The 17325-nt window shown below is 66.6% G+C and carries 20 protein-coding genes and 1 tRNA gene; 16 read left to right on the forward strand and 5 right to left on the reverse strand.

Annotated elements, in window-relative coordinates:
• Window positions 1-115: 115 nt before the first annotated feature.
• Together GSQ87_RS07945 and GSQ87_RS07950 are read left to right on the forward strand one after the other, a co-directional pair.
• Window positions 116-841: a GntR family transcriptional regulator gene (locus GSQ87_RS07945; protein ID WP_158914969.1), complete on the forward strand. Its 726-nt coding sequence runs from the start codon at window positions 116-118 to the stop codon at window positions 839-841.
• 47 nt (window positions 842-888) lie between these two features.
• Complete coding sequence (locus GSQ87_RS07950; protein WP_216839132.1) at window positions 889-1947, forward strand: aromatic ring-hydroxylating dioxygenase subunit alpha; 1059 nt, start codon at window positions 889-891, stop codon at window positions 1945-1947.
• Between the two features lie 17 nt (window positions 1948-1964).
• On the opposite strand, the gene GSQ87_RS07955 is transcribed toward GSQ87_RS07950, so the two are convergent.
• On the reverse strand, window positions 1965-2699 hold the full coding sequence (locus GSQ87_RS07955) for a ZIP family metal transporter (protein ID WP_158914971.1): 735 nt from the start codon (window positions 2697-2699) through the stop codon (window positions 1965-1967).
• A gap of 105 nt (window positions 2700-2804) precedes the next feature.
• Window positions 2805-3686 carry a LysR family transcriptional regulator gene (locus tag GSQ87_RS07960; RefSeq protein ID WP_158914972.1) on the reverse strand — a complete coding sequence of 294 codons (882 nt, stop codon included), beginning with the start codon at window positions 3684-3686 and terminating at the stop codon, window positions 2805-2807.
• Window positions 3687-3795: 109 nt separating this feature from the next.
• On the opposite strand from GSQ87_RS07960, the gene GSQ87_RS07965 reads away from it, so the two are divergent.
• From GSQ87_RS07965 to GSQ87_RS07995, 7 genes are read left to right on the forward strand one after another with little or no spacing between them, the layout of a single operon-like run.
• Entirely contained in the window at window positions 3796-5301 is a 1506-nt protein-coding gene (locus GSQ87_RS07965; RefSeq protein WP_158914973.1) for a CoA-acylating methylmalonate-semialdehyde dehydrogenase, read from the forward strand.
• Window positions 5302-5312: 11 nt separating this feature from the next.
• Window positions 5313-6452: an isobutyryl-CoA dehydrogenase gene (locus tag GSQ87_RS07970; protein WP_158914974.1), complete on the forward strand. Its 1140-nt coding sequence runs from the start codon at window positions 5313-5315 to the stop codon at window positions 6450-6452.
• Window positions 6449-7498 (forward strand): enoyl-CoA hydratase/isomerase family protein, encoded by a 1050-nt coding sequence (locus tag GSQ87_RS07975; protein WP_158914975.1) that lies wholly within the window; start codon window positions 6449-6451, stop codon window positions 7496-7498. Before GSQ87_RS07970 ends, GSQ87_RS07975 begins: the two co-directional genes overlap by 4 nt.
• Before the next feature lie 24 nt (window positions 7499-7522).
• Entirely contained in the window at window positions 7523-8440 is a 918-nt protein-coding gene (gene mmsB / locus GSQ87_RS07980) for a 3-hydroxyisobutyrate dehydrogenase (RefSeq protein WP_158914976.1), read from the forward strand.
• Window positions 8440-9219 carry an enoyl-CoA hydratase gene (locus GSQ87_RS07985; protein ID WP_158914977.1) on the forward strand — a complete coding sequence of 260 codons (780 nt, stop codon included), beginning with the start codon at window positions 8440-8442 and terminating at the stop codon, window positions 9217-9219. Before mmsB ends, GSQ87_RS07985 begins: the two co-directional genes overlap by 1 nt.
• A gap of 5 nt (window positions 9220-9224) precedes the next feature.
• Complete coding sequence (locus tag GSQ87_RS07990) at window positions 9225-9701, forward strand: PaaI family thioesterase (RefSeq protein WP_254062821.1); 477 nt, start codon at window positions 9225-9227, stop codon at window positions 9699-9701.
• Window positions 9698-10135 (forward strand): PaaI family thioesterase, encoded by a 438-nt coding sequence (locus GSQ87_RS07995; protein ID WP_158914978.1) that lies wholly within the window; start codon window positions 9698-9700, stop codon window positions 10133-10135. The genes GSQ87_RS07990 and GSQ87_RS07995 overlap by 4 nt, the downstream gene beginning before the upstream one ends.
• Before the next feature lie 142 nt (window positions 10136-10277).
• Here the strand turns inward: GSQ87_RS07995 and GSQ87_RS08000 are convergent, their stop codons facing one another.
• From GSQ87_RS08000 to GSQ87_RS08010, 3 genes are read right to left on the reverse strand one after another with little or no spacing between them, the layout of a single operon-like run.
• Entirely contained in the window at window positions 10278-11063 is a 786-nt protein-coding gene (locus tag GSQ87_RS08000; RefSeq protein WP_158914979.1) for a 3-hydroxybutyrate dehydrogenase, read from the reverse strand.
• Between the two features lie 23 nt (window positions 11064-11086).
• Complete coding sequence (locus GSQ87_RS08005) at window positions 11087-11830, reverse strand: acetoacetate decarboxylase (RefSeq protein ID WP_158914980.1); 744 nt, start codon at window positions 11828-11830, stop codon at window positions 11087-11089.
• Between the two features lie 22 nt (window positions 11831-11852).
• Window positions 11853-13100, reverse strand: a complete 1248-nt coding sequence (locus GSQ87_RS08010; protein ID WP_158914981.1) for a patatin-like phospholipase family protein — start codon at window positions 13098-13100, stop codon at window positions 11853-11855.
• Window positions 13101-13355: 255 nt separating this feature from the next.
• On the opposite strand from GSQ87_RS08010, the gene GSQ87_RS08015 reads away from it, so the two are divergent.
• From GSQ87_RS08015 to rplL, 7 genes are all read left to right on the forward strand, one after another.
• A tRNA-Trp gene (locus GSQ87_RS08015) sits at window positions 13356-13431 on the forward strand.
• Window positions 13432-13531: 100 nt separating this feature from the next.
• Window positions 13532-13843, forward strand: coding sequence for a preprotein translocase subunit SecE (gene secE / locus GSQ87_RS08020; RefSeq protein WP_158914982.1), 312 nt, complete (start codon window positions 13532-13534; stop codon window positions 13841-13843).
• A 10-nt stretch (window positions 13844-13853) separates the two neighbouring features.
• Entirely contained in the window at window positions 13854-14435 is a 582-nt protein-coding gene (gene nusG, locus GSQ87_RS08025) for a transcription termination/antitermination protein NusG (protein ID WP_158914983.1), read from the forward strand.
• A gap of 102 nt (window positions 14436-14537) precedes the next feature.
• The gene (gene rplK / locus GSQ87_RS08030; protein WP_158914984.1) at window positions 14538-14966 is read left to right on the forward strand and encodes a 50S ribosomal protein L11; all 429 of its coding nucleotides are present in this window, start codon (window positions 14538-14540) and stop codon (window positions 14964-14966) included.
• 3 nt (window positions 14967-14969) lie between these two features.
• On the forward strand, window positions 14970-15680 hold the full coding sequence (rplA, locus tag GSQ87_RS08035) for a 50S ribosomal protein L1 (protein WP_158914985.1): 711 nt from the start codon (window positions 14970-14972) through the stop codon (window positions 15678-15680).
• Between the two features lie 423 nt (window positions 15681-16103).
• Complete coding sequence (gene rplJ / locus GSQ87_RS08040) at window positions 16104-16622, forward strand: 50S ribosomal protein L10 (RefSeq protein ID WP_158914986.1); 519 nt, start codon at window positions 16104-16106, stop codon at window positions 16620-16622.
• Window positions 16623-16676: 54 nt separating this feature from the next.
• On the forward strand, window positions 16677-17066 hold the full coding sequence (gene rplL / locus GSQ87_RS08045) for a 50S ribosomal protein L7/L12 (protein WP_158914987.1): 390 nt from the start codon (window positions 16677-16679) through the stop codon (window positions 17064-17066).
• Window positions 17067-17325: the final 259 nt, after the last annotated feature.

A 17325-nucleotide genomic window follows, 5' to 3' on the forward strand; every position in this document is an offset into this window, starting at 1 on the left:
GCCCATTGGCGCCCATAAGAACCCCCTGTATACAGGATGTCTCGACAACGCTTTTGTGGATGGGCCGATCTAGAGGATTGGCCTTTCCGGAAGGCCCAGACTGTACACAGGCTCGATGTCCCAGACCGTCGACACCCTGCTCAAGCTCCGCGAACTGATCCTCAACGGGGAACTCGCGCCCGGCCAGCGCGTGTCGGAGCTGACCATGGTGGATCGGCTCGGCGTGTCGCGCACGCCAGTCCGGGCGGCCCTGGTGCGGCTGGAGTCGGAAGGATTGCTGGAACCCCTGGCCCAAGGCGGTCACGCGGTGGCGCGCTTCACCGAGCAGGACCTGCGCGACGCCATCGAGGTGCGCGGCGTGCTGGAAGGGCTGGCCGCCAACTTCGCCGCGCGTCGCGGGGCCGAGTCCCAGGCCCTGGACGCCCTGCGCGCCTGCGTGGACGCCATCGACGCAGCGCTGGGCGCAGACGCCCCGATCCTGGAGCGGTTCTCTCAATACGTCGCGCTGAATGAACGTTTCCACGGCTACATCGTCGACCTGGCGGGAAGCCCCTTGCTGAAACGACAGCTCGCGCGGGCGTCGGCCTTGCCCTTCGCGTCGCCCAGCGGATTCGTCATGGCCCAGGCGGCGACGCCCGAAGCGATGGCGGTGCTGGCGACGGCCCAGGCCCAGCACCGCGCCGTGCTGGAGGCGATCGAGGATCGCGACGGCGGCCGGGCCGAGGCGGTGATGCGCGAGCACGCCCGCCTGGCCCACCAGAACCTGCGGCGCGCCCTACGCAACCGCGCCGCCATGGGCCAGCTCCGCGGGGCGGCCCTGATCGATTTCGAAACGACCTGACGAGAACGACCTAACGGCCGGGCAGCGGCTGAAGGTGGGAGGACATGATGACGACCTACGTTCCCAACCAGTGGTACGTCGCCGGCTTCGACTACGAGATCGGCCGCAAGCCGCTGGCCCGCACCTTGTGCGGCGAAGAGGTGGTGCTCTACCGCAAGCTGGATGGCACGCCGGTGGCGATGCACGACGCCTGCCCCCATCGCCTGCTGCCCCTGTCGATGGGGATGCTGGAGGGCGACGACCTGCGCTGCCGCTACCACGGCATGATGTTCGACGCCGGCGGCCGCTGCGTGGACATGCCGACCCAGGACGGCGTGGTGCGTAACTTCCAGGTCAAGAAGGTCTATCCCGTGGTGGAGCGGTATCGCTTCATCTGGATCTGGATCGGGGAGGCCGAGAAAGCCGATGCCGCGCTGGTGCCCGACCTGTGGCCCTGCGAGCGCGAGGGCTGGACCTTCGACGGCGGCGCCTATCACGTGAAGGCCGACTACCGGCTGATGATCGACAACCTGATGGACCTGACCCACGAGACCCACGTGCATCCGGGCACTATCGGCCAGCCGGAAATCCTGGGCAGCCCGATCGAGACCAACAGCGAGGGCGACCGGGTTTTTGTGCGCCGCTGGATGAAGGGCATCGATGCGCCGCCGTTCTGGCGCTACGCCCTGAAGAAGCCCGGCAAGGTCGATCGCTGGCAGATTTGCGAATTCATCCCGCCGTCCGCCGTCATCATCGACGTCGGCGTGGCCCCGGAGGGGACGGGCGCGCCCGAGGGCGACCGCAGCCAGGGCGTGAACGGCTACGTCATCGATGTGCTGACGCCGGAGACCGAGACCACCGCTTGGTACTTCTGGGGGATGGCGCGCAACTTCGACCTCGCCGACCAGGGCTTCACCGCCCGTTTCAAGCAACAGCAGGGCGGGGTGTTCATGGAGGACGTGGAAATCCTCGAAGCCCAGCAGAAGCGCATCGACGCCAATCCCGACATGAAGCTCAGGGTGTTCAACATCGACGCCGGCGGCGCCCGCGCCAGGGCGGTGATCGAACGCATGATCGCCGCCGAGAAGGCTGCCGGCGATGCGGCGCCTACGCTGGCCGCGGAATAGGCGGGGACTGCTTGGCCTCAGCCGGCGAGCCGCACCGCGCCGTAGATCACCGCCAGTCCAAGGATCGCAGCTCCCGTCGTGGAGGGAAGCGGCCGTTCGCGGTAGCTACGGGGCAGCAATTCGACCGCCCCAAGATACAGGAACGCCCCGCCGAACACGGCCAGTAGCGGCGCCAACCCATGTGGGCCGACCTGCACGACGCCGGACGCCGCGACACCCACTATCGGAGCCAGGACGTCCGCCGCCAGCCAGCCATGAGCGATGCGTCGCCGCTGCAGGCCGGCCAGGGTCAGGGTCAGGCCCACCGTGTTCATACCGTCGGACATGTCGTGCGCGACCACCGCCAGCGCGACGGGCCAGCCGATGGCAGGGGATATATGGAAGGCCAGCCCGATCGCCAGGCCGTCCAGGAAACTGTGGACCGTTAGACTGGCCGCGCCGAGATGACTGGCCCGCGCACCGCCCTTCTCGCCCACGCCGCTCAGCAACCGATGCAGGAACATGTAGCCGGCGAAACCGCAGCCGAGCGCCAGCGCCACGCCCTGCGAGCCGTGTTCGCCGCCCAATTGAAAGGCTTCGGGGATGAGGTCGAACAGGGCCACCCCGAGCAGGGCGCCGGCGGTAAGCCCAGTCGCCAGGCGGATGCGCGCGCCAAGCCGCAACGCCAGCACGCCTCCGAGGAGGGTCGCGGCGCTCGCTGCAAGGCCGAGCACCCATACGGACACGCCGGTCATATGGGGGATCACGATCATCAATACGTTACATAGTAACAGTAGCGACGGGGCGGTACAGGCATCCACCCTAGACGTCAACCGTCCATCACCAGGTCTTCGCTCGACCGGAGGTCGCGCGCCTTGTCAGCCGGAAGGATTCAGGTCCGCTCGGCGGGCCCTCACGACATCCTGGAGCCAGCCCCGCAGAAGGCGCAGGCGGGCGGTGTCGGTCACGTCCGGACGGGTGGCGGTCCAGAAGCGGCGTTGGAGTCTCACCTGCGAAGGCAGGACCCGGACCAGATCGCCGGCGATGAAACATGGCAGCACCCCCAGCCCGCCATCCGCCGCGATGATGGCGCGCTGGGCGAGGATCGACGAACTGCCCAGCGACGGCGTCAGGCCGGGGTGCACCTCGTCCAGATACCGAAGGGCCGGGGCGTAGATCAGGTCGTCCACGTAACCCACGATGTCCCAGGCGGTAAGGTTTTCCGGGCGCTCCGGAACGCCGGTTCGCGCGAGGTAGGCCGCCGAACCGTATAGGCCGAGTTCGTATTGGGTCAGCGGCTCCACGTGCAGCCGGGGCGAATTGGGGGCGACCAGCGTCACCGTCAAGTCGACCTCCCGCTTGGTCGGGGACAGGAAGCCGGACGCCGCCGCCAGCTCGATCCGCAAGCTTGGACGTTGCGCCCGGAGCGCGGGCAGGGCGGGGGCGATGATGGCGGCCCCGAAGGCTTCGGAGGCGCTGATGCGGACGACGCCGCCGATCAGGTCGGGTTCTCCGACCCGAAGCGTTGCATCCATCGCCGTCTGCGCCTTTAGGCCCTGTTCCAGGACGCGGGCGCCCGCAGCGGTGAGCTGGAACCCACCCGGCGAGCGTGTCAGCAGGATCGCCTTCAGCGCGCTCTCGAACCGGGCGATCCGCCGCCCCACGGTGGCGGGATCGACGCCAAGCTGCCGCGCCGCCCCCCCGAACGAGCCGGCCTGCGCGACGGCGACGAATATCCGCAGGTCATCCCAATCGAACATGCAAAAACGCAATCCCCATGACGCAAGAACGCAATAGGGCGGCTTGAACGTCGGTGCTAGTCCAGGGCGCAAGAACGACGTTCAAGACCGAACCCAGGGAGAAGGCCGGATGCGCGAGATCAACCACTTCATCGGCGGCGCCTCGGTTGCGGGCCACTCCGGCCGGTTTGGGGACGTGTTCAATCCGAACACCGGCGAGGTGCAGGCCCGCGTCCAGCTCGCCGGCCTGCGCGGGGTCGAGATGGCTGTCGAGGCCGCCGCCAAGGCCCAGCCCGAGTGGGCCGCGACCAATCCCCAGCGCCGGGCGCGGGTGATGTTCGAGTTCAAGCGGCTGGTCGAAGCCAATATGAGCGAGCTGGCCGAACTGCTGTCCAGCGAGCACGGCAAGGTCATCGCCGACAGCAAGGGCGACATTCAAAGGGGCTTGGAAGTCATTGAATTTTCTTGTGGAATCCCGCACGCTCTAAAGGGCGAATACACCGAGGGCGCCGGACCGGGCATCGACGTCTATTCCATGCGCCAGCCGCTGGGCGTGGTCGCGGGCATCACCCCGTTCAACTTCCCGGCCATGATCCCGATGTGGATGTTCGGGGTGGCGATCGCGGTCGGCAACACCTTCATCCTCAAGCCGTCGGAGCGCGACCCTTCCGTGCCGGTGCGGCTGGCCGAACTGATGATGGAGGCCGGTGCGCCCGCGGGCGTGCTGAACGTGCTGCACGGCGACAAGGTGGTGGTGGACGCCATTCTCGAGCATCCAGACATCAAGGCCGTGAGCTTCGTCGGCTCCTCCGACATCGCCCACTACGTCTATGTGAAGGGCGCCGAGGCCGGTAAGCGGGTCCAGGCCATGGGCGGAGCCAAGAACCACGGGATTATCCTGCCCGACGCCGACATGGACCAGGTGGTCAAGGACCTGTCCGGCGCGGCCTTCGGCTCGGCCGGCGAGCGCTGCATGGCGCTGCCGGTGGCGGTGGCGGTCGGCAAGAAGACCGCCGACGATCTGCGCGAGCGGATGGTGGCCGAGATCGAGACGCTGAAGGTCGGCGTCTCCACCGACACCTCCGCCCAGTACGGCCCGGTGGTCTCCGCCGCCCATCGCCAGCGGATCAGCGACTATATCGAGATGGGCAAGGCCGAAGGCGCGGAACTGGTCGTGGACGGTCGGGGCTTCGCCCTGCAAGGGTTCGAGAAGGGCTTCTTCATCGGGCCGAGCCTGTTCGACCATGTGAAGCCGGAGATGAAGACCTACCAGGAGGAGATTTTCGGCCCGGTGCTGCAGCTCGTGCGCGCCGACAGCTTCGAGGAGGCGTTGGCCCTGCCGTCCAAGCACCAGTACGGCAACGGGGTGGCGATCTACACCCAGAACGGCCGGGCGGCGCGCGACTTCGCGGCGCGCGTGAACGTCGGCATGGTGGGAATCAACGTGCCGATCCCGGTGCCGGTGGCCTACCATACCTTCGGCGGCTGGAAGCGCTCGGCCTTCGGCGACACCAACCAGCACGGCATGGAGGGGGTGAAGTTCTGGACCAAGGTCAAGACCGTCACCGCCCGCTGGCCCGACAGTTCGCTGGAGAGCCATAGCGACTCCAGCTTCGTCATCCCGACCATGCAGTAGGGGCGAACGTTTTGGATTTCACGCTCAACGCGGATCAGGTCGCGATCCAGGACGCGGCGCAGGCCTTCGCCGCCGCCGAGCTCGCGCCGCACTCCGCCCGCTGGGACGAGGAGAAGCACTTCCCCGTCGACGTCATGCGCAAAGCGGCGGAGCTCGGGTTCGCGGGTCTGTACGTGCGCGAGGATGTGGGCGGGTCGGCGCTGAGCCGGCTCGACGCCGTGCTGGTGTTCGAAGCCCTGTCTTATGGCGACGTGCCGGTGTCGGCCTTCATCTCGATCCACAACATGGCGAGCTGGATGATCGATCGGTACGGCTCCGAGGAGCTACGCCAGCGCTTCCTGCCGCGCCTGACCACCATGGAGCTGATCGCCTCCTACTGCCTGACCGAGCCCGGCTCAGGGTCGGACGCGGCAGCCTTGCGGACCACGGCGCGGCTGGACGGCGACCACTATGTGCTGAACGGTTCCAAGGCCTTCATCTCGGGCGCGGGGACCAGCGACCTCTACGTGGTGATGGTGCGCACCGGCGAGGACGGGCCGAAGGGCGTGTCCACCCTGGTGGTCGAGAACGGAACGCCGGGCCTCAGCTTCGGCGCCCAGGAGCGCAAGATGGGATGGAACGCCCAGCCGACCGCCTCGGTCAACTTCGACGACTGCCGAGTGCCGGTGGCCAATCGCGTCGGCGCGGAGGGCGAAGGTTTCCGCATCGCCATGTCGGGCTTGGACGGCGGGCGGCTGAACATCGGGGCCTGCTCGCTCGGCGGGGCCGGCTTGGCGCTCGACACCTCCAAGGCCTACCTGGAGACGCGCAAGCAGTTCGGCCAGCCCCTGAAGGACTTCCAGGCGCTGCAGTTCAAGCTGGCCGACATGGCCACCGAACTGGAGGCCGCCCGGCTGATGATCCGCAACGCCGCCGACGCGCTCGATCGCAAGGACCGTTCCGCCACCAAGCTCTGCGCCATGGCCAAGCGCTTCGCCACCGATACGGGTTTCTCCGTCGCCAACGAGGCGCTGCAACTGCACGGCGGCTACGGCTATCTGCGCGACTATCCGCTGGAACGGATCGTGCGCGACCTGCGCGTGCACCAGATACTGGAAGGCACCAACGAGATCATGCGGGTGATCACCGCGCGCGAGATCTTCCGCCAATGACCGAACTGCCCGTCATCGCACGCGTCGAGAACGGCTGGGGTCGGCTGACGCTGAACCGGCCTAAGGCGCTGCACGCGCTGAACACCGAGATGTGCCGGTTGATGATCGAGGCGCTCGCGGCGTGGCGCAACGATCCGGCGGTCAAGGCGGTGCTGCTCGACCATTCGGGAGAGCGTGGTTTCTGCGCCGGCGGCGATATCCGCATGATCGCCGAGAGCGGGGCGGCCCACGGGACAGAGGCCCAGGCCTTCTTCCATGCGGAATACCGGCTCAACGCCCTGCTGTTCGCCTATGCCAAGCCGGTGGTGGCGATCATGGACGGGATCGTCATGGGCGGAGGAGTCGGGATTTCGGCTCCGGCCACCTATCGCATCGCCACCGAGCGCACCGTCTTCGCCATGCCCGAGACCGGGATCGGCCTGTTCCCCGACGTGGGCGGCGGCTGGTTCCTGCCGCGCCTGCCGGGCGAGACGGGCATGTGGCTGGCCCTGACCGGCGCGCGGCTCAAGGCGGCCGACTGCCTGCTGCTGGGCGTCGCCACCGACTATGTCAGCCAGGCGAGGGTCGATGCCCTGAAGGCCGCGCTCCTCCGCCAACCAGACGCCATCGACACCGTCGTCACCGAGTTCGAGGAGGCGGCCGGCGAGCCCCCCCTGGCGCAACACCGCGACGCCATCGACCGGACCTTCGGCGGCGACAGCGTCGAGGCGATCTTCCAGGCGCTCGAAGACGACGGATCGGACTGGTCCCGCCAGCAACTTGACCTGTTGAGGAGCAAGTCGCCCCAGGCGATGAAGGTCGCCTTCCGCCAGCTCCGCCAGGGCCGCGGCATGGCCAGCTTCGAGGACGAGATGGCGGTCGAATACCGGATCGCCTCGCGCGTCTGCCGCCTGCATGATTTCCAGGAGGGCGTGCGTGCGGTGATCGTGGACAAGGACAACGCCCCCCGCTGGGACCCGGCGACGCTCAGCGGTGTCAGCGACGCCCGCCTGGACGATATCTTCGCCGATCTGCCTGAGGGCGACGAATGGACGCCGCTCGCCTAAGCGCGGCGCGATAGGGAGTATCCAATGAGCCGCGTCGCCTTCATCGGGCTTGGCAATATGGGCGGGGGCATGGCCGCCAACCAGGTAAAGGCCGGCCATCAGGTCCAGGCCTTCGATCTCAACGCCCAGGCCCTGGCGCGGGCGCACGGCGCCGGCTGCACCGTGGCGGAGACCGCCGCCCTCGCCGTCGCCGAGGCGGAGGTAGTGATCACCATGCTGCCGGCGGGGGCCCATGTGCGGCAGGTGTTCGCCGACAGCGTGCTGCCCCATGCGCAGAGAGGCGCCCTGCTGATCGACTGCTCGACCATCGACGTGGACAGCGCCCGCGCGGTCGGCGCCCAGGCCAAGGCGGCTGGGTTCGACTTCGCCGACGCGCCGGTTTCGGGCGGGATCGCGGCGGCGGAGGCGGGGAGCCTGACCTTCATGGTCGGCTGCGATGAAGCGTTGTTCCCCAAGGTGGAGCAGGCGCTGGCCCCCATGGCCAAGGCCGTGGTCCATGCCGGCGAAGCGGGGGCGGGCCAGGCGGCCAAGATCTGCAACAACATGGTGCTCGGCGTATCCATGCTGGGCGTGTGCGAAGCCTTCGCCCTGGCCGAGAAGCTCGGACTGGCGGCCGACAAGTTCTACGACATCGCCTCGAAGTCCTCCGGCCAGTGCTGGTCGATCACCAGCTATTGCCCCTGGCCGGGCGTCGGCCCCGCCTCGCCGGCCGACAAGGGCTATGAAGGCGGCTTCCTGTCGGCCCTGATGCTGAAAGACTTGAAGCTGGCGCAGGAGGCCGCCGCACGCGCCGGCGCGGCGACCCCGCTGGGCGCCCAGGCCGAAGCCATGTACGCCCTGTTCGATCGTCTGGGCTTCGGCGGCAAGGATTTCTCGGCCGTGCTGCAGCTGATGCGCGGGCGGCTCGACGAACTGGACGAGACGGTTAGGGGAGGCGGCTGATGGCCGACTACGAGACGATCCTGCTGGAGCGCGATGGCGGCGTCGCCCTGATCCGCCTGAACCGCCCCGAGGCGCTCAACGCCCTGAACGCGGCCCTGATGCACGAGCTGTCCACCTGCATCGAGACCCTGGACCACGACGATGCGATCGGCTGCATCGTGCTGACCGGCTCGGAAAAGGCCTTCGCCGCCGGCGCCGACATCAAGGAGATGTCGTCCAAGTCCTACGCCGAGATGTTCAAGGCGGACTACTTCACCGAAAGCTCGGAGCGGATCGCCCGCGCCCGCAAGCCGATCATCGCGGCGGTGGCGGGCTATGCGTTGGGCGGCGGCTGCGAGCTGGCCATGCTCTGCGACTTCATCATCGCCGCCGAGAACGCCAAGTTCGGACAGCCGGAGATCAACCTTGGGGTCATGCCCGGTATCGGCGGCAGCCAGCGCCTGACCCGGCTGGTCGGCAAGTCCAAGGCCATGGACATGATCCTGACCGCCCGGATGATGGACGCCGCCGAGGCGGAGCGCAGCGGGCTGGTCTCGCGCGTGGTGCCGCTCGACCGGCTGCTCGACGAAGCCAAGATGGCCGCGACCAAGATCGCCAGCCAGTCGCCGCTGGCGGTGATGATGAACAAGGAACTGGTCAACACCGCGCTCGAAACCACCCTGACCCAGGGCGTGCGGGTCGAGCGGCGGCTGTTCCACTCGCTGTTCGCCTTCGACGATCAGAAGGAGGGCATGGCGGCCTTTTCCGAGAAGCGGAAGCCCGCCTTCAAGGGAAGCTGAGGCCGATGGTCCGGCCGATCGACATGATAAGCCGCTCCGGCGACGCGGGCCTGCACATCTCGCCCCAGGCCAAGGCGCTCAAGCTCGAACTGGTGTCGGTCTCGCCTAGCGAGGCGATCATCAAGCTACCCTATCGGTTGGAGCTGGTGGGCGAGCCGGATAGCGGCATCCTGGCCGGCGGCGCGGTGACCACCCTGCTGGACCACGTCTGCGGCCAGGCGGTGTGGGCGGCGCTGGACGAGTTCATGTCCATCGTCACCCTGGACCTGAGGATCGACTACACCCGGCCGGCCAAGCCGGGGCTGGACCTGTTCGCCCATGCCCACTGCTACAAGCTGACCCGTTCGGTGGCCTTCGTGCGGGCGGCGGCCTATGAGACCGACCGCAGCGATCCGGTCTCCACCGCCCAGGCGGCCTTCATGCTCACACGCCTGCAGATCCAACCGACACCGGACCAGATCAGGGCGGCGGTGAGCCGATGAGCGACGAACCCGGCCTGACGCCCGCCGACATCCTGCAAGCCATCCCCTATGCGCGTTTCCTGGGCGTGCGCGCGGAGTTCGCCGGGGACGAAGTGACCCTGGTGCTGCCCTATTCGGAGCACCTGATCGGCAACCCGACCGTGCCCGCCATCCATGGCGGCGTGCTGGGCGCGTTGATGGAGATGACCGCCATCGCCCAGCTATCGATGGCCCAATCCGCGGACGGAAAGGGTGGCGCACGCCGTCCACGCCCCATCGACATCACCGTTGAGTATCTTCGGTCCGCCCGTCCGGTCGACACCTTCGCCCGCGCTCAACTGCGCCGGGTCGGGCGCAGGATCGCCAATGTCTCCGTCGAGGCCTGGCAGGACGCCCGCGCCGCGCCGGTGGCGACGCTGCACGGGCACTTCAAGGTGTTCTCGGAGAGCGAGTAGAGGCCGTGCCGAACGGTATCTGCGTCCTTCGAGACGCCCCCTGCGGGGCTCCTCAGGATGACGAATGGTTTTGGGTTCTACCAACCTTCGTCATGCTGAGGAGCGCTCGTTCAGAGTGCGTCTCGAAGCACACAGGACGCTCCTATTCCGCGGTCCAGCCGCCATCGACCGAGATGTTCGCCCCGGTGATCTGGGCCGCCGCGTCCGAACACAGGAACACCGCGATGGCGGCCACCTGTTCTGGCGTGACGAACTCCTTGGTCGGCTGGGAATCCAGCAGCACGTCGTTGATCACCTGCTCGCGGGTCAGGTTGCGGGCCTTCATGGTGTCGGGGATCTGCCCCTCGACCAACGGGGTCCAGACATAGCCGGGCGAGATGCAGTTGGCGGTGATCTTGTGGGTCGCCACCTCCAGCGCCACGGTCTTGGTCAGGCCGTTGAGGCCGTGCTTGGCGGTGACGTAGGCCGACTTGAACGGGCTGGCCACCAGCGAGTGGGCCGAGGCGGTGGAGATGATCCGGCCCCAGCCGCCCTTCTTCATCACCGGCACCACTTCGCGGATGGCGTGGAACGCCGCCGACAGGTTGATGGCGATGATCTGGTCCCATTTCTCGATCGGGAACTCCTCGATCGGGGAGACGAACTGGACGCCGGCGTTGTTGATCAGGATGTCGACGCCGCCGAACGCGCTCACCGCTTGGTCGATCATGCCCTTGATCTGGTCGGGCTTGGTCATGTCGGCGGCGGAGTAGAGCGCCTTGACGCCGAACTCGCTTTCGATGCCGGCGCGCTCCTTCTCGATGTCCTCGGGCTTGCCGAAGCCATTGATCATGACGTTGGCGCCTTCCTTGGCCAGGGCCTTGGCGTAGGCCAGGCCGATGCCGCTGGTGGAGCCGGTGATCACGGCGTTGCGGTTCTTCAGGCTCATGGGGGTGTTCCTTCGCTCTTCGATCAGGCCAGGTAGTCGTGCAGGACGCGGCCGTAGGGCAATACGAAGTCCACGACCATATTACGGCCGCCGACAATGCGCTTCACCGGCAGGTCGGCGACGCGGCAGTTGATGTGGGGGATCAGGTGCAGCCGCGCCTCGCCGTCCCAGGCGCCGTGGACGTGGATGTCTTCGAGGTTGTAGCCGACCAGTTGGGCCACCTTGGGCGCGCCGGTGACGTCGGGCAGCAGCTTGAGGTTCACGTTCAGCTTGCCGAGGCCTGCCTTCACCTCATCCAGCTTGTCGGCGAGGCTGTGGGTCTTGTAGCGCATGGTGCCCATGGCCACCCGCTCCTCGTCGTAGTGCAGGGTGCCGGTCAGGGTGTCCTTGACCAGCTTCAGGCGCGGCACGCCGTACTTCTTGGGAAAGCCCCAGATCTCGCGCCCGCCGGTGATCGGCGGTTCGTCGTCCAGATACATCTGGACCGAGAAGTTGCAGGGCTCGCCCTTCCACAGGGCCTGGATGCCGCTGCCGCTCTCCTCGTAGTCGCCGAAGCCCGTGGAGTCGGGCATCTTCATCCACTCATAATAGCAAAGGTTGCCCGGCGCGGGCTCCAGCGGTTCGGGTAGGGCCTCGCGGATCGCGTCGGGATCGGTCTCGTAGGTGACGATCAGGTATTCGCGCCGCACGAACCGGAAGGGTCCGTGCGGATAGCTCGGCGCGAAGGCCGGCATTGAAGACGTGCTCAGGATTTCGTCGCGGGTCATGCGGAGGGTGCTCCTGTGTGGGTCAATCGTGCAGGCCGGGGTCGATCACCGCGACGCCGGTCCTAGGGGCTGAGGCGAACAGCGCATCGGCGTGGGCGAAACAGTGCTCGACGTCGGCGAGACCGCCAGCCCAATGTTCGACCATGGTCTGTCGCGAGAACTCGTAGTCCTTGGAGCCGCCCTCGTAGGCGCGCTTGCGGTAGACCAGCTGCACCACGGCCACCGCGTTCTCCTGGGCGGCGTCGCGCAGCATCTCCAGGTCGTCCTCGTCGCCGTGGCCGGGCGGAAGGCTGTCGATCAGCCGTTGCAACGCCCGCTTGATCCGGTGGATCTTCAGGTTGGCGTCGGTGTTGAGCCGGGTGCGGCTGGAGAAACGGATATCCTTCTCCCGCTCGTCCGCCTCGATCAGGTTGCGCGGCATCGGCCCGCGCGCATTGAACAGGTCCACCTGGAAGATCAGCAGGTCCTCGCGCACTTCGTCGTTCAGCACGAACTCAAGCGGCGTGTTGGAGACCAGTCCGCCGTCCCAATAGGCGCGTCCGTCGATCCAGACCGGGGGAAAGCCCGGAGGCAGGGCGCCCGAGGCCATGATGTGTTCCGGCCCGATCTTCATCTTGGTGTTGTCGAACAGGATGTTGTTGCCGGTCTCGATGTCCACCGCCCCCACGCTGAGACGGGTTTCACAGCCATTGATTCGGTCGAAGTCGACGAAATGCTCCAGCGTGGCCCGTAACGGCGTGGTGTCGTAGATGCTGAGCGCGCCAGCGGTTTCCGGCGCCGCCCACATCGGACCCAGGACGCGGGGCTTGAAGAAGCCGGGCGCGCCGAAGGCCGAGATGTAGGCCGCGCTCAACTGGTTGACGAACGAGCGGCCAAAGGTGGCGTCGGCGCCGAGCGGCGAGAAGAAATAACCGGACGAGATCTGCTCCCAGAAAAGCCGCATCTGCTCCCCCCGGCGTTCCGGCGGATTGCCGGCGATCAGGGCGGCGTTGATGGCGCCGATGGAGACGCCGGCCACCCAGCTCGGGTCCATCGCCTGCCGGCTCAGGCCTTCGCAGACGCCCGCCTGGTAGGAGCCGAGCGCGCCGCCGCCCTGCAGCACCAGCACCCGCGTGCGTTCGCGCCACGGCTTGGCGACGGGGGTAGGGGCGCTACGCGTTGAAGCCGGCGCGACGACCGGCGTGACCGCGGGGGCTGGCGAGGTTGAATGCGCTGCAGCGGCGCGTCTGGGCGACTTCTTGGCTACCGTCTTGGGAGAGGTCTCGGTCATCCGGCTTTCCTGCACTGCACCAACTTGCCCCCAACCTATGACGTCACGACGACAGTCTGAAGGGGGATGCGCCTCTTGCGGTTTGCGCTCTATTCAGGCATTGCAGCCGTTCCACGACACGGCGGTGCGCATCACGCTCCGGCGCGGCGGCGTATCGGCGCATTCGACCCGTTCGAAATGCGCCGGACGCTAAGGCGCAGGGCGTAGCGGGCGCTGTGGCGAGGGACGGGAATTTAGGCAGGGATTTCCGGATATAGGAGTGTAGCTCAGCTGGTAGAGCATCGGTCTCCAAAACCGAGGGTCGTGGGTTCGAGTCCCCCCACTCCTGCCACCTGTCATTGAATTTCCGGCCCGCGGGCATTTCCGCGCGGAAGGGTCTATATGGGGGTGCGATAGCCCCTCCAGTGCTTTGAGGATATGTGAGCCGTTCGATGGCTAGAGATCAGGGCGTAAAAGCGCCGGCGGCGGGCGACAAGTCCCGCTCCACGCGCACTCCGGCGACCAAGCCAGCGGCGACGTCGGCGGTCGCGTCCACGGCGCCCGCGCGCCGGAAGACCACGCCAAGCCAGTTCGTGCAGGAGGTCCGCGTCGAAGCGCGTAAGATCACCTGGACCCCGTGGAAGGAGACCTGGATCACCTCGGTGATGGTCTTCCTCATGGTGGCGTTGACGGCGATCTTCTTTTCGCTCGTGGACGGTGGATTCTCATTCCTGATGCAACAGATCCTCAAGCTGGCGAGCTGAGGAGCTAATTATGACCAACACCCAGACTGCTCCCGAAAAGCCCGTGGCCTCCAATCCGCGCCACAAGTGGTACATCGTCCACGCCTATTCCAACTTCGAGAAGAAGGTGGCCGAGGCGATCCGGGACCAAGCCCGCCAACAGGGAATCGAGGACCAGTTCTCCGAGATCCTGGTGCCGACCGAGGACGTGGTGGAGATCCGCCGCGGCCGCAAGTTCAACTCCGAGCGCAAATTCTTCCCCGGCTACGTGCTGGTGAAGATGGAGTTGAGCGACGAAGCCTACGTGCTGGTGAAGAACACCCCCAAGGTGACCGGCTTCCTGGGCTCGCCGTCCAAGCCCGCGCCCGTGAGCGAGAAGGAAGTCGCCCGCATCATTGGCGCCATCGAGGAAGGTGTGGAGCGGCCCAAGCCGACCATCCGCTTCGAGATCGGCGAAATCGTTCGCGTCACCGACGGTCCGTTCCAGAGCTTCTCTGGCACGGTCGAGCAGGTCGACGAGGATCGCGCCCGTCTGCGCGTGACCGTGTCCATCTTCGGACGCGCCACGCCGGTCGAGCTCGAATACGGCCAGGTGGAGAAGGGCGCGGGCTGAGGCTCGCCTCCAACCATCCGACCGTAAATCCGTGGGAGGGGCGTCACCCCGCACCACGGCTCACTGAAGGCGGGATTTTCCCGCGTCCGCCAGGAGGAGTTCATGGCTAAAAAGATTCTAGGCTACGTAAAGCTGCAGGTGAAGGCTGGCTCCGCCACCCCTTCGCCGCCGATCGGTCCGGCGCTGGGTCAGCGCGGCGTGAACATCATGGGCTTCTGCAAGGAGTTCAACGCCCGCACCGCCGAAGTGGAGAAGGGCACGCCCCTTCCCACCGTGATCACCGTCTACCAGGACAAGTCGTTCACCTTCGTCACCAAGACGCCGCCGGCCACCTTCTTCCTGAAGCAGGCCACCAAGCTGCAATCCGGCTCCAAGGCGCCGGGCAAGGAGACGGTCGGCAAGGTCACGCGCGCCCAGTGCCGCGAGATCGCCGAAAAGAAGATGAAGGACCTCAACGCCGCCGATATGGACGCCGCCACCCGCATCATCGAGGGTTCCGCGCGTTCCATGGGCCTGGAAGTGGTGGACTAACCCATGGCCAAGCAAACCGAAAAGAAGCTGCCCAAGCGCCAGCAGGGCTGGACCGTCCAGGCTGAGAAGCTGCACGGTCTCGAAGACGCCGTGAAGGCCGTCAAGGCCAACGCCAAGGCCAAGTTCGACGAGTCGGTCGATATCTCGATCAACCTGGGCGTCGATCCCCGTCACGCCGACCAACAGGTTCGTGGCGTGGTGAACCTGCCCTCGGGCACCGGCCGCGACGTGCGCGTGGCGGTGTTCGCGCGCGGCAACAAGGCCGACGAAGCCACGGCGGCCGGCGCCGACGTAGTGGGCGCCGAGGACCTGCTCGAGCGTGTCCAGGGCGGTTTCCTGGACTTCGACCGCGTCATCGCCACCCCGGACATGATGGCCCTGGTGGGTCGCCTGGGTAAGGTGCTGGGTCCGCGCGGCCTGATGCCGAACCCCAAGGTCGGCACCGTCACCCCCAACGTCGCCCAGGCGGTCAAGGACGCCAAGGGCGGTGCGGTGGAGTTCCGCGTCGAGAAGGCGGGCATCGTCCACGCCGGCATCGGCAAGGTGTCCTTCACCGACGAAGCCCTGCTCATCAACGTGCGGGCCATGGTCGAGGCGCTCACCCGCTCCAAGCCGACCGGGGCCAAGGGCCAGTACATCAAGAAGATCGCGCTCAGCTCCACCATGGGGCCGGGCGTGAAGATCGAACTCAGCTCGATCAACCCGCAGGACTGAGGATCGCGGCGCAAGCCGTCCTCGATGAAATGGATAGGGCGGGGGCTTTCGGGCCGCCGCCCTTTTCTTTTGCGCGCGGGATGCGCGTTCTCATCGTGCGCGCCGACCGCGCAACTGACTCGACACCCTCTTGAGATTTCCCGCGCAACCGCGTATACGCGCCCACTTCCGGCGTGGGGCTTGCCCTGCGCCGTCCTGTCCGAGAACTGCGGGCCCTCTTCGGAGGGCTTAATTCGTATGGCCGCGGGGAGACGGGGAAGCAAGATTTCGGTGGGCGTCCACGCCAGTGGACCGCCTGCGGACGGACGCATCCTTGGGACAGGTCTACCGGCGCGCAACGCGCTTCCCGCGAGGGGAGGGGTTGGGCGCCGTTCGGCTGTCGGATGGTCCGGCGGCCGTGTGCTCTAGTGCAACGGAGACCGCATGGACCGCGCACAAAAGGCCGACTCGATCGAAGACCTGAAGACCGTCTTCGCCGAGGCCGGCGCTGTGGTCGTGACCCACTATATGGGTCTCACCGTTGCGGAAATGACCGACCTGCGCAACCGCCTCCGCAAGGAAGGCGCGACGCTGAAGGTCGTGAAGAACCGCTTGGCCCAGAAGGCCATGGATGGTTCGGCTGGTGAAGCAGGCCACAACCTGTTCAAGGGACCCGTGGCGATCGCTTTCGCCAAGGACCCTGTGTCCGCCGCCAAGGTCGTCACCCAGTACGCCAAGGACAACGACAAGTTCGTCGTCATGGGCGCGATCCTGGGTGCGAGCGTGCTGAACCAGGATGGCGTCAAGTCGCTCGCGACCCTGCCGTCCCTCGACCAGCTCCGCGGTCAACTCATCGGGCTCATCCAGGCTCCGGCGACCAAGATCGCCGTCGTCCTGCAAGCGCCCGCCGGTCAGCTCGCCCGCGTCTTCAACGCTTACGCCACGAAGGACGAGGCGGCCTGAGGCCGTTCATTTCCGCAGACCTAAACCGAAACCTACATTCCAAGGAAAAATCCAATGGCCGATCTGTCCAAGATTGTTGAGGACCTGTCCTCCCTGACCGTGCTGGAAGCCGCCGAGCTCTCCAAGCTGCTTGAAGAAAAGTGGGGCGTCTCCGCCGCCGCCCCGATGGCCTACGCTGGCCCGATGCCCGGCGCCGGCGGTGGCGAGCCCGCCGCCGCTGTCGAAGAGCAGACCGAGTTCACCGTCATGCTCATCTCTGGCGGCGACAAGAAGATCAACGTCATCAAGGAAGTCCGTTCCATCCGCGCCGATCTCGGCCTGAAGGAAGCCAAGGACCTCGTCGAAGGCGCTCCGCTCCCCGTCAAGGAAAACATCTCCAAGCAGGACGCGGAAGAGATCAAGAAGAAGCTGGAAGACGCCGGCGCCAAGGTCGAAATCAAGTAAGATCGACCCGCGTCAGTTTCGACGTCTTTTCGAACAGGCTCGGAGGGCGACCTCCGGGCCTGTTTTGTTTTGAATCCGCTCCTATTCTGCACATTCCCACGAAGGCGGGAATGATGGGTAGATAGGGGATTTAGGAATATGCGTGCGGACCCGGACGATCGCAGCCATGCCGCGAACCGTAAAAAGGTTCCGGGACGGTCTTCCATCCGCCGCAAAGCCGGCTATATAGGTCCTTCGCACGATTCCCGTAATCGCGCTC

The sequence above is a fragment of the Caulobacter sp. S45 genome (assembly GCF_009765965.1).
GTDB lineage: Bacteria > Pseudomonadota > Alphaproteobacteria > Caulobacterales > Caulobacteraceae > CAHJWH01.

Excerpts from the sequence above, each read along its gene's own strand:
- secE (WP_158914982.1), top strand. The coding sequence starts at position 13,532 with ATGGCTAGAGATCAGGGCGTAAAAGCGCCGGCGGCGGGCGACAAGTCC.
- GSQ87_RS07990 (WP_254062821.1), top strand. The coding sequence starts at position 9,225 with ATGGTCCGGCCGATCGACATGATAAGCCGCTCCGGCGACGCGGGCCTG.
- GSQ87_RS08010 (WP_158914981.1), bottom strand. The coding sequence starts at position 13,100 with ATGACCGAGACCTCTCCCAAGACGGTAGCCAAGAAGTCGCCCAGACGC.
- nusG (WP_158914983.1), top strand. The coding sequence starts at position 13,854 with ATGACCAACACCCAGACTGCTCCCGAAAAGCCCGTGGCCTCCAATCCG.
- rplJ (WP_158914986.1), top strand. The coding sequence starts at position 16,104 with ATGGACCGCGCACAAAAGGCCGACTCGATCGAAGACCTGAAGACCGTC.
- GSQ87_RS08000 (WP_158914979.1), bottom strand. The coding sequence starts at position 11,063 with ATGAGCCTGAAGAACCGCAACGCCGTGATCACCGGCTCCACCAGCGGC.
- GSQ87_RS07960 (WP_158914972.1), bottom strand. The coding sequence starts at position 3,686 with ATGTTCGATTGGGATGACCTGCGGATATTCGTCGCCGTCGCGCAGGCC.
- GSQ87_RS08005 (WP_158914980.1), bottom strand. The coding sequence starts at position 11,830 with ATGACCCGCGACGAAATCCTGAGCACGTCTTCAATGCCGGCCTTCGCG.
- rplL (WP_158914987.1), top strand. The coding sequence starts at position 16,677 with ATGGCCGATCTGTCCAAGATTGTTGAGGACCTGTCCTCCCTGACCGTG.
- GSQ87_RS07985 (WP_158914977.1), top strand. The coding sequence starts at position 8,440 with ATGGCCGACTACGAGACGATCCTGCTGGAGCGCGATGGCGGCGTCGCC.
- GSQ87_RS07945 (WP_158914969.1), top strand. The coding sequence starts at position 116 with ATGTCCCAGACCGTCGACACCCTGCTCAAGCTCCGCGAACTGATCCTC.
- rplA (WP_158914985.1), top strand. The coding sequence starts at position 14,970 with ATGGCCAAGCAAACCGAAAAGAAGCTGCCCAAGCGCCAGCAGGGCTGG.
- GSQ87_RS07950 (WP_216839132.1), top strand. The coding sequence starts at position 889 with ATGACGACCTACGTTCCCAACCAGTGGTACGTCGCCGGCTTCGACTAC.
- GSQ87_RS07965 (WP_158914973.1), top strand. The coding sequence starts at position 3,796 with ATGCGCGAGATCAACCACTTCATCGGCGGCGCCTCGGTTGCGGGCCAC.
- rplK (WP_158914984.1), top strand. The coding sequence starts at position 14,538 with ATGGCTAAAAAGATTCTAGGCTACGTAAAGCTGCAGGTGAAGGCTGGC.
- GSQ87_RS07995 (WP_158914978.1), top strand. The coding sequence starts at position 9,698 with ATGAGCGACGAACCCGGCCTGACGCCCGCCGACATCCTGCAAGCCATC.
- GSQ87_RS07975 (WP_158914975.1), top strand. The coding sequence starts at position 6,449 with ATGACCGAACTGCCCGTCATCGCACGCGTCGAGAACGGCTGGGGTCGG.
- GSQ87_RS07955 (WP_158914971.1), bottom strand. The coding sequence starts at position 2,699 with ATGATCGTGATCCCCCATATGACCGGCGTGTCCGTATGGGTGCTCGGC.
- mmsB (WP_158914976.1), top strand. The coding sequence starts at position 7,523 with ATGAGCCGCGTCGCCTTCATCGGGCTTGGCAATATGGGCGGGGGCATG.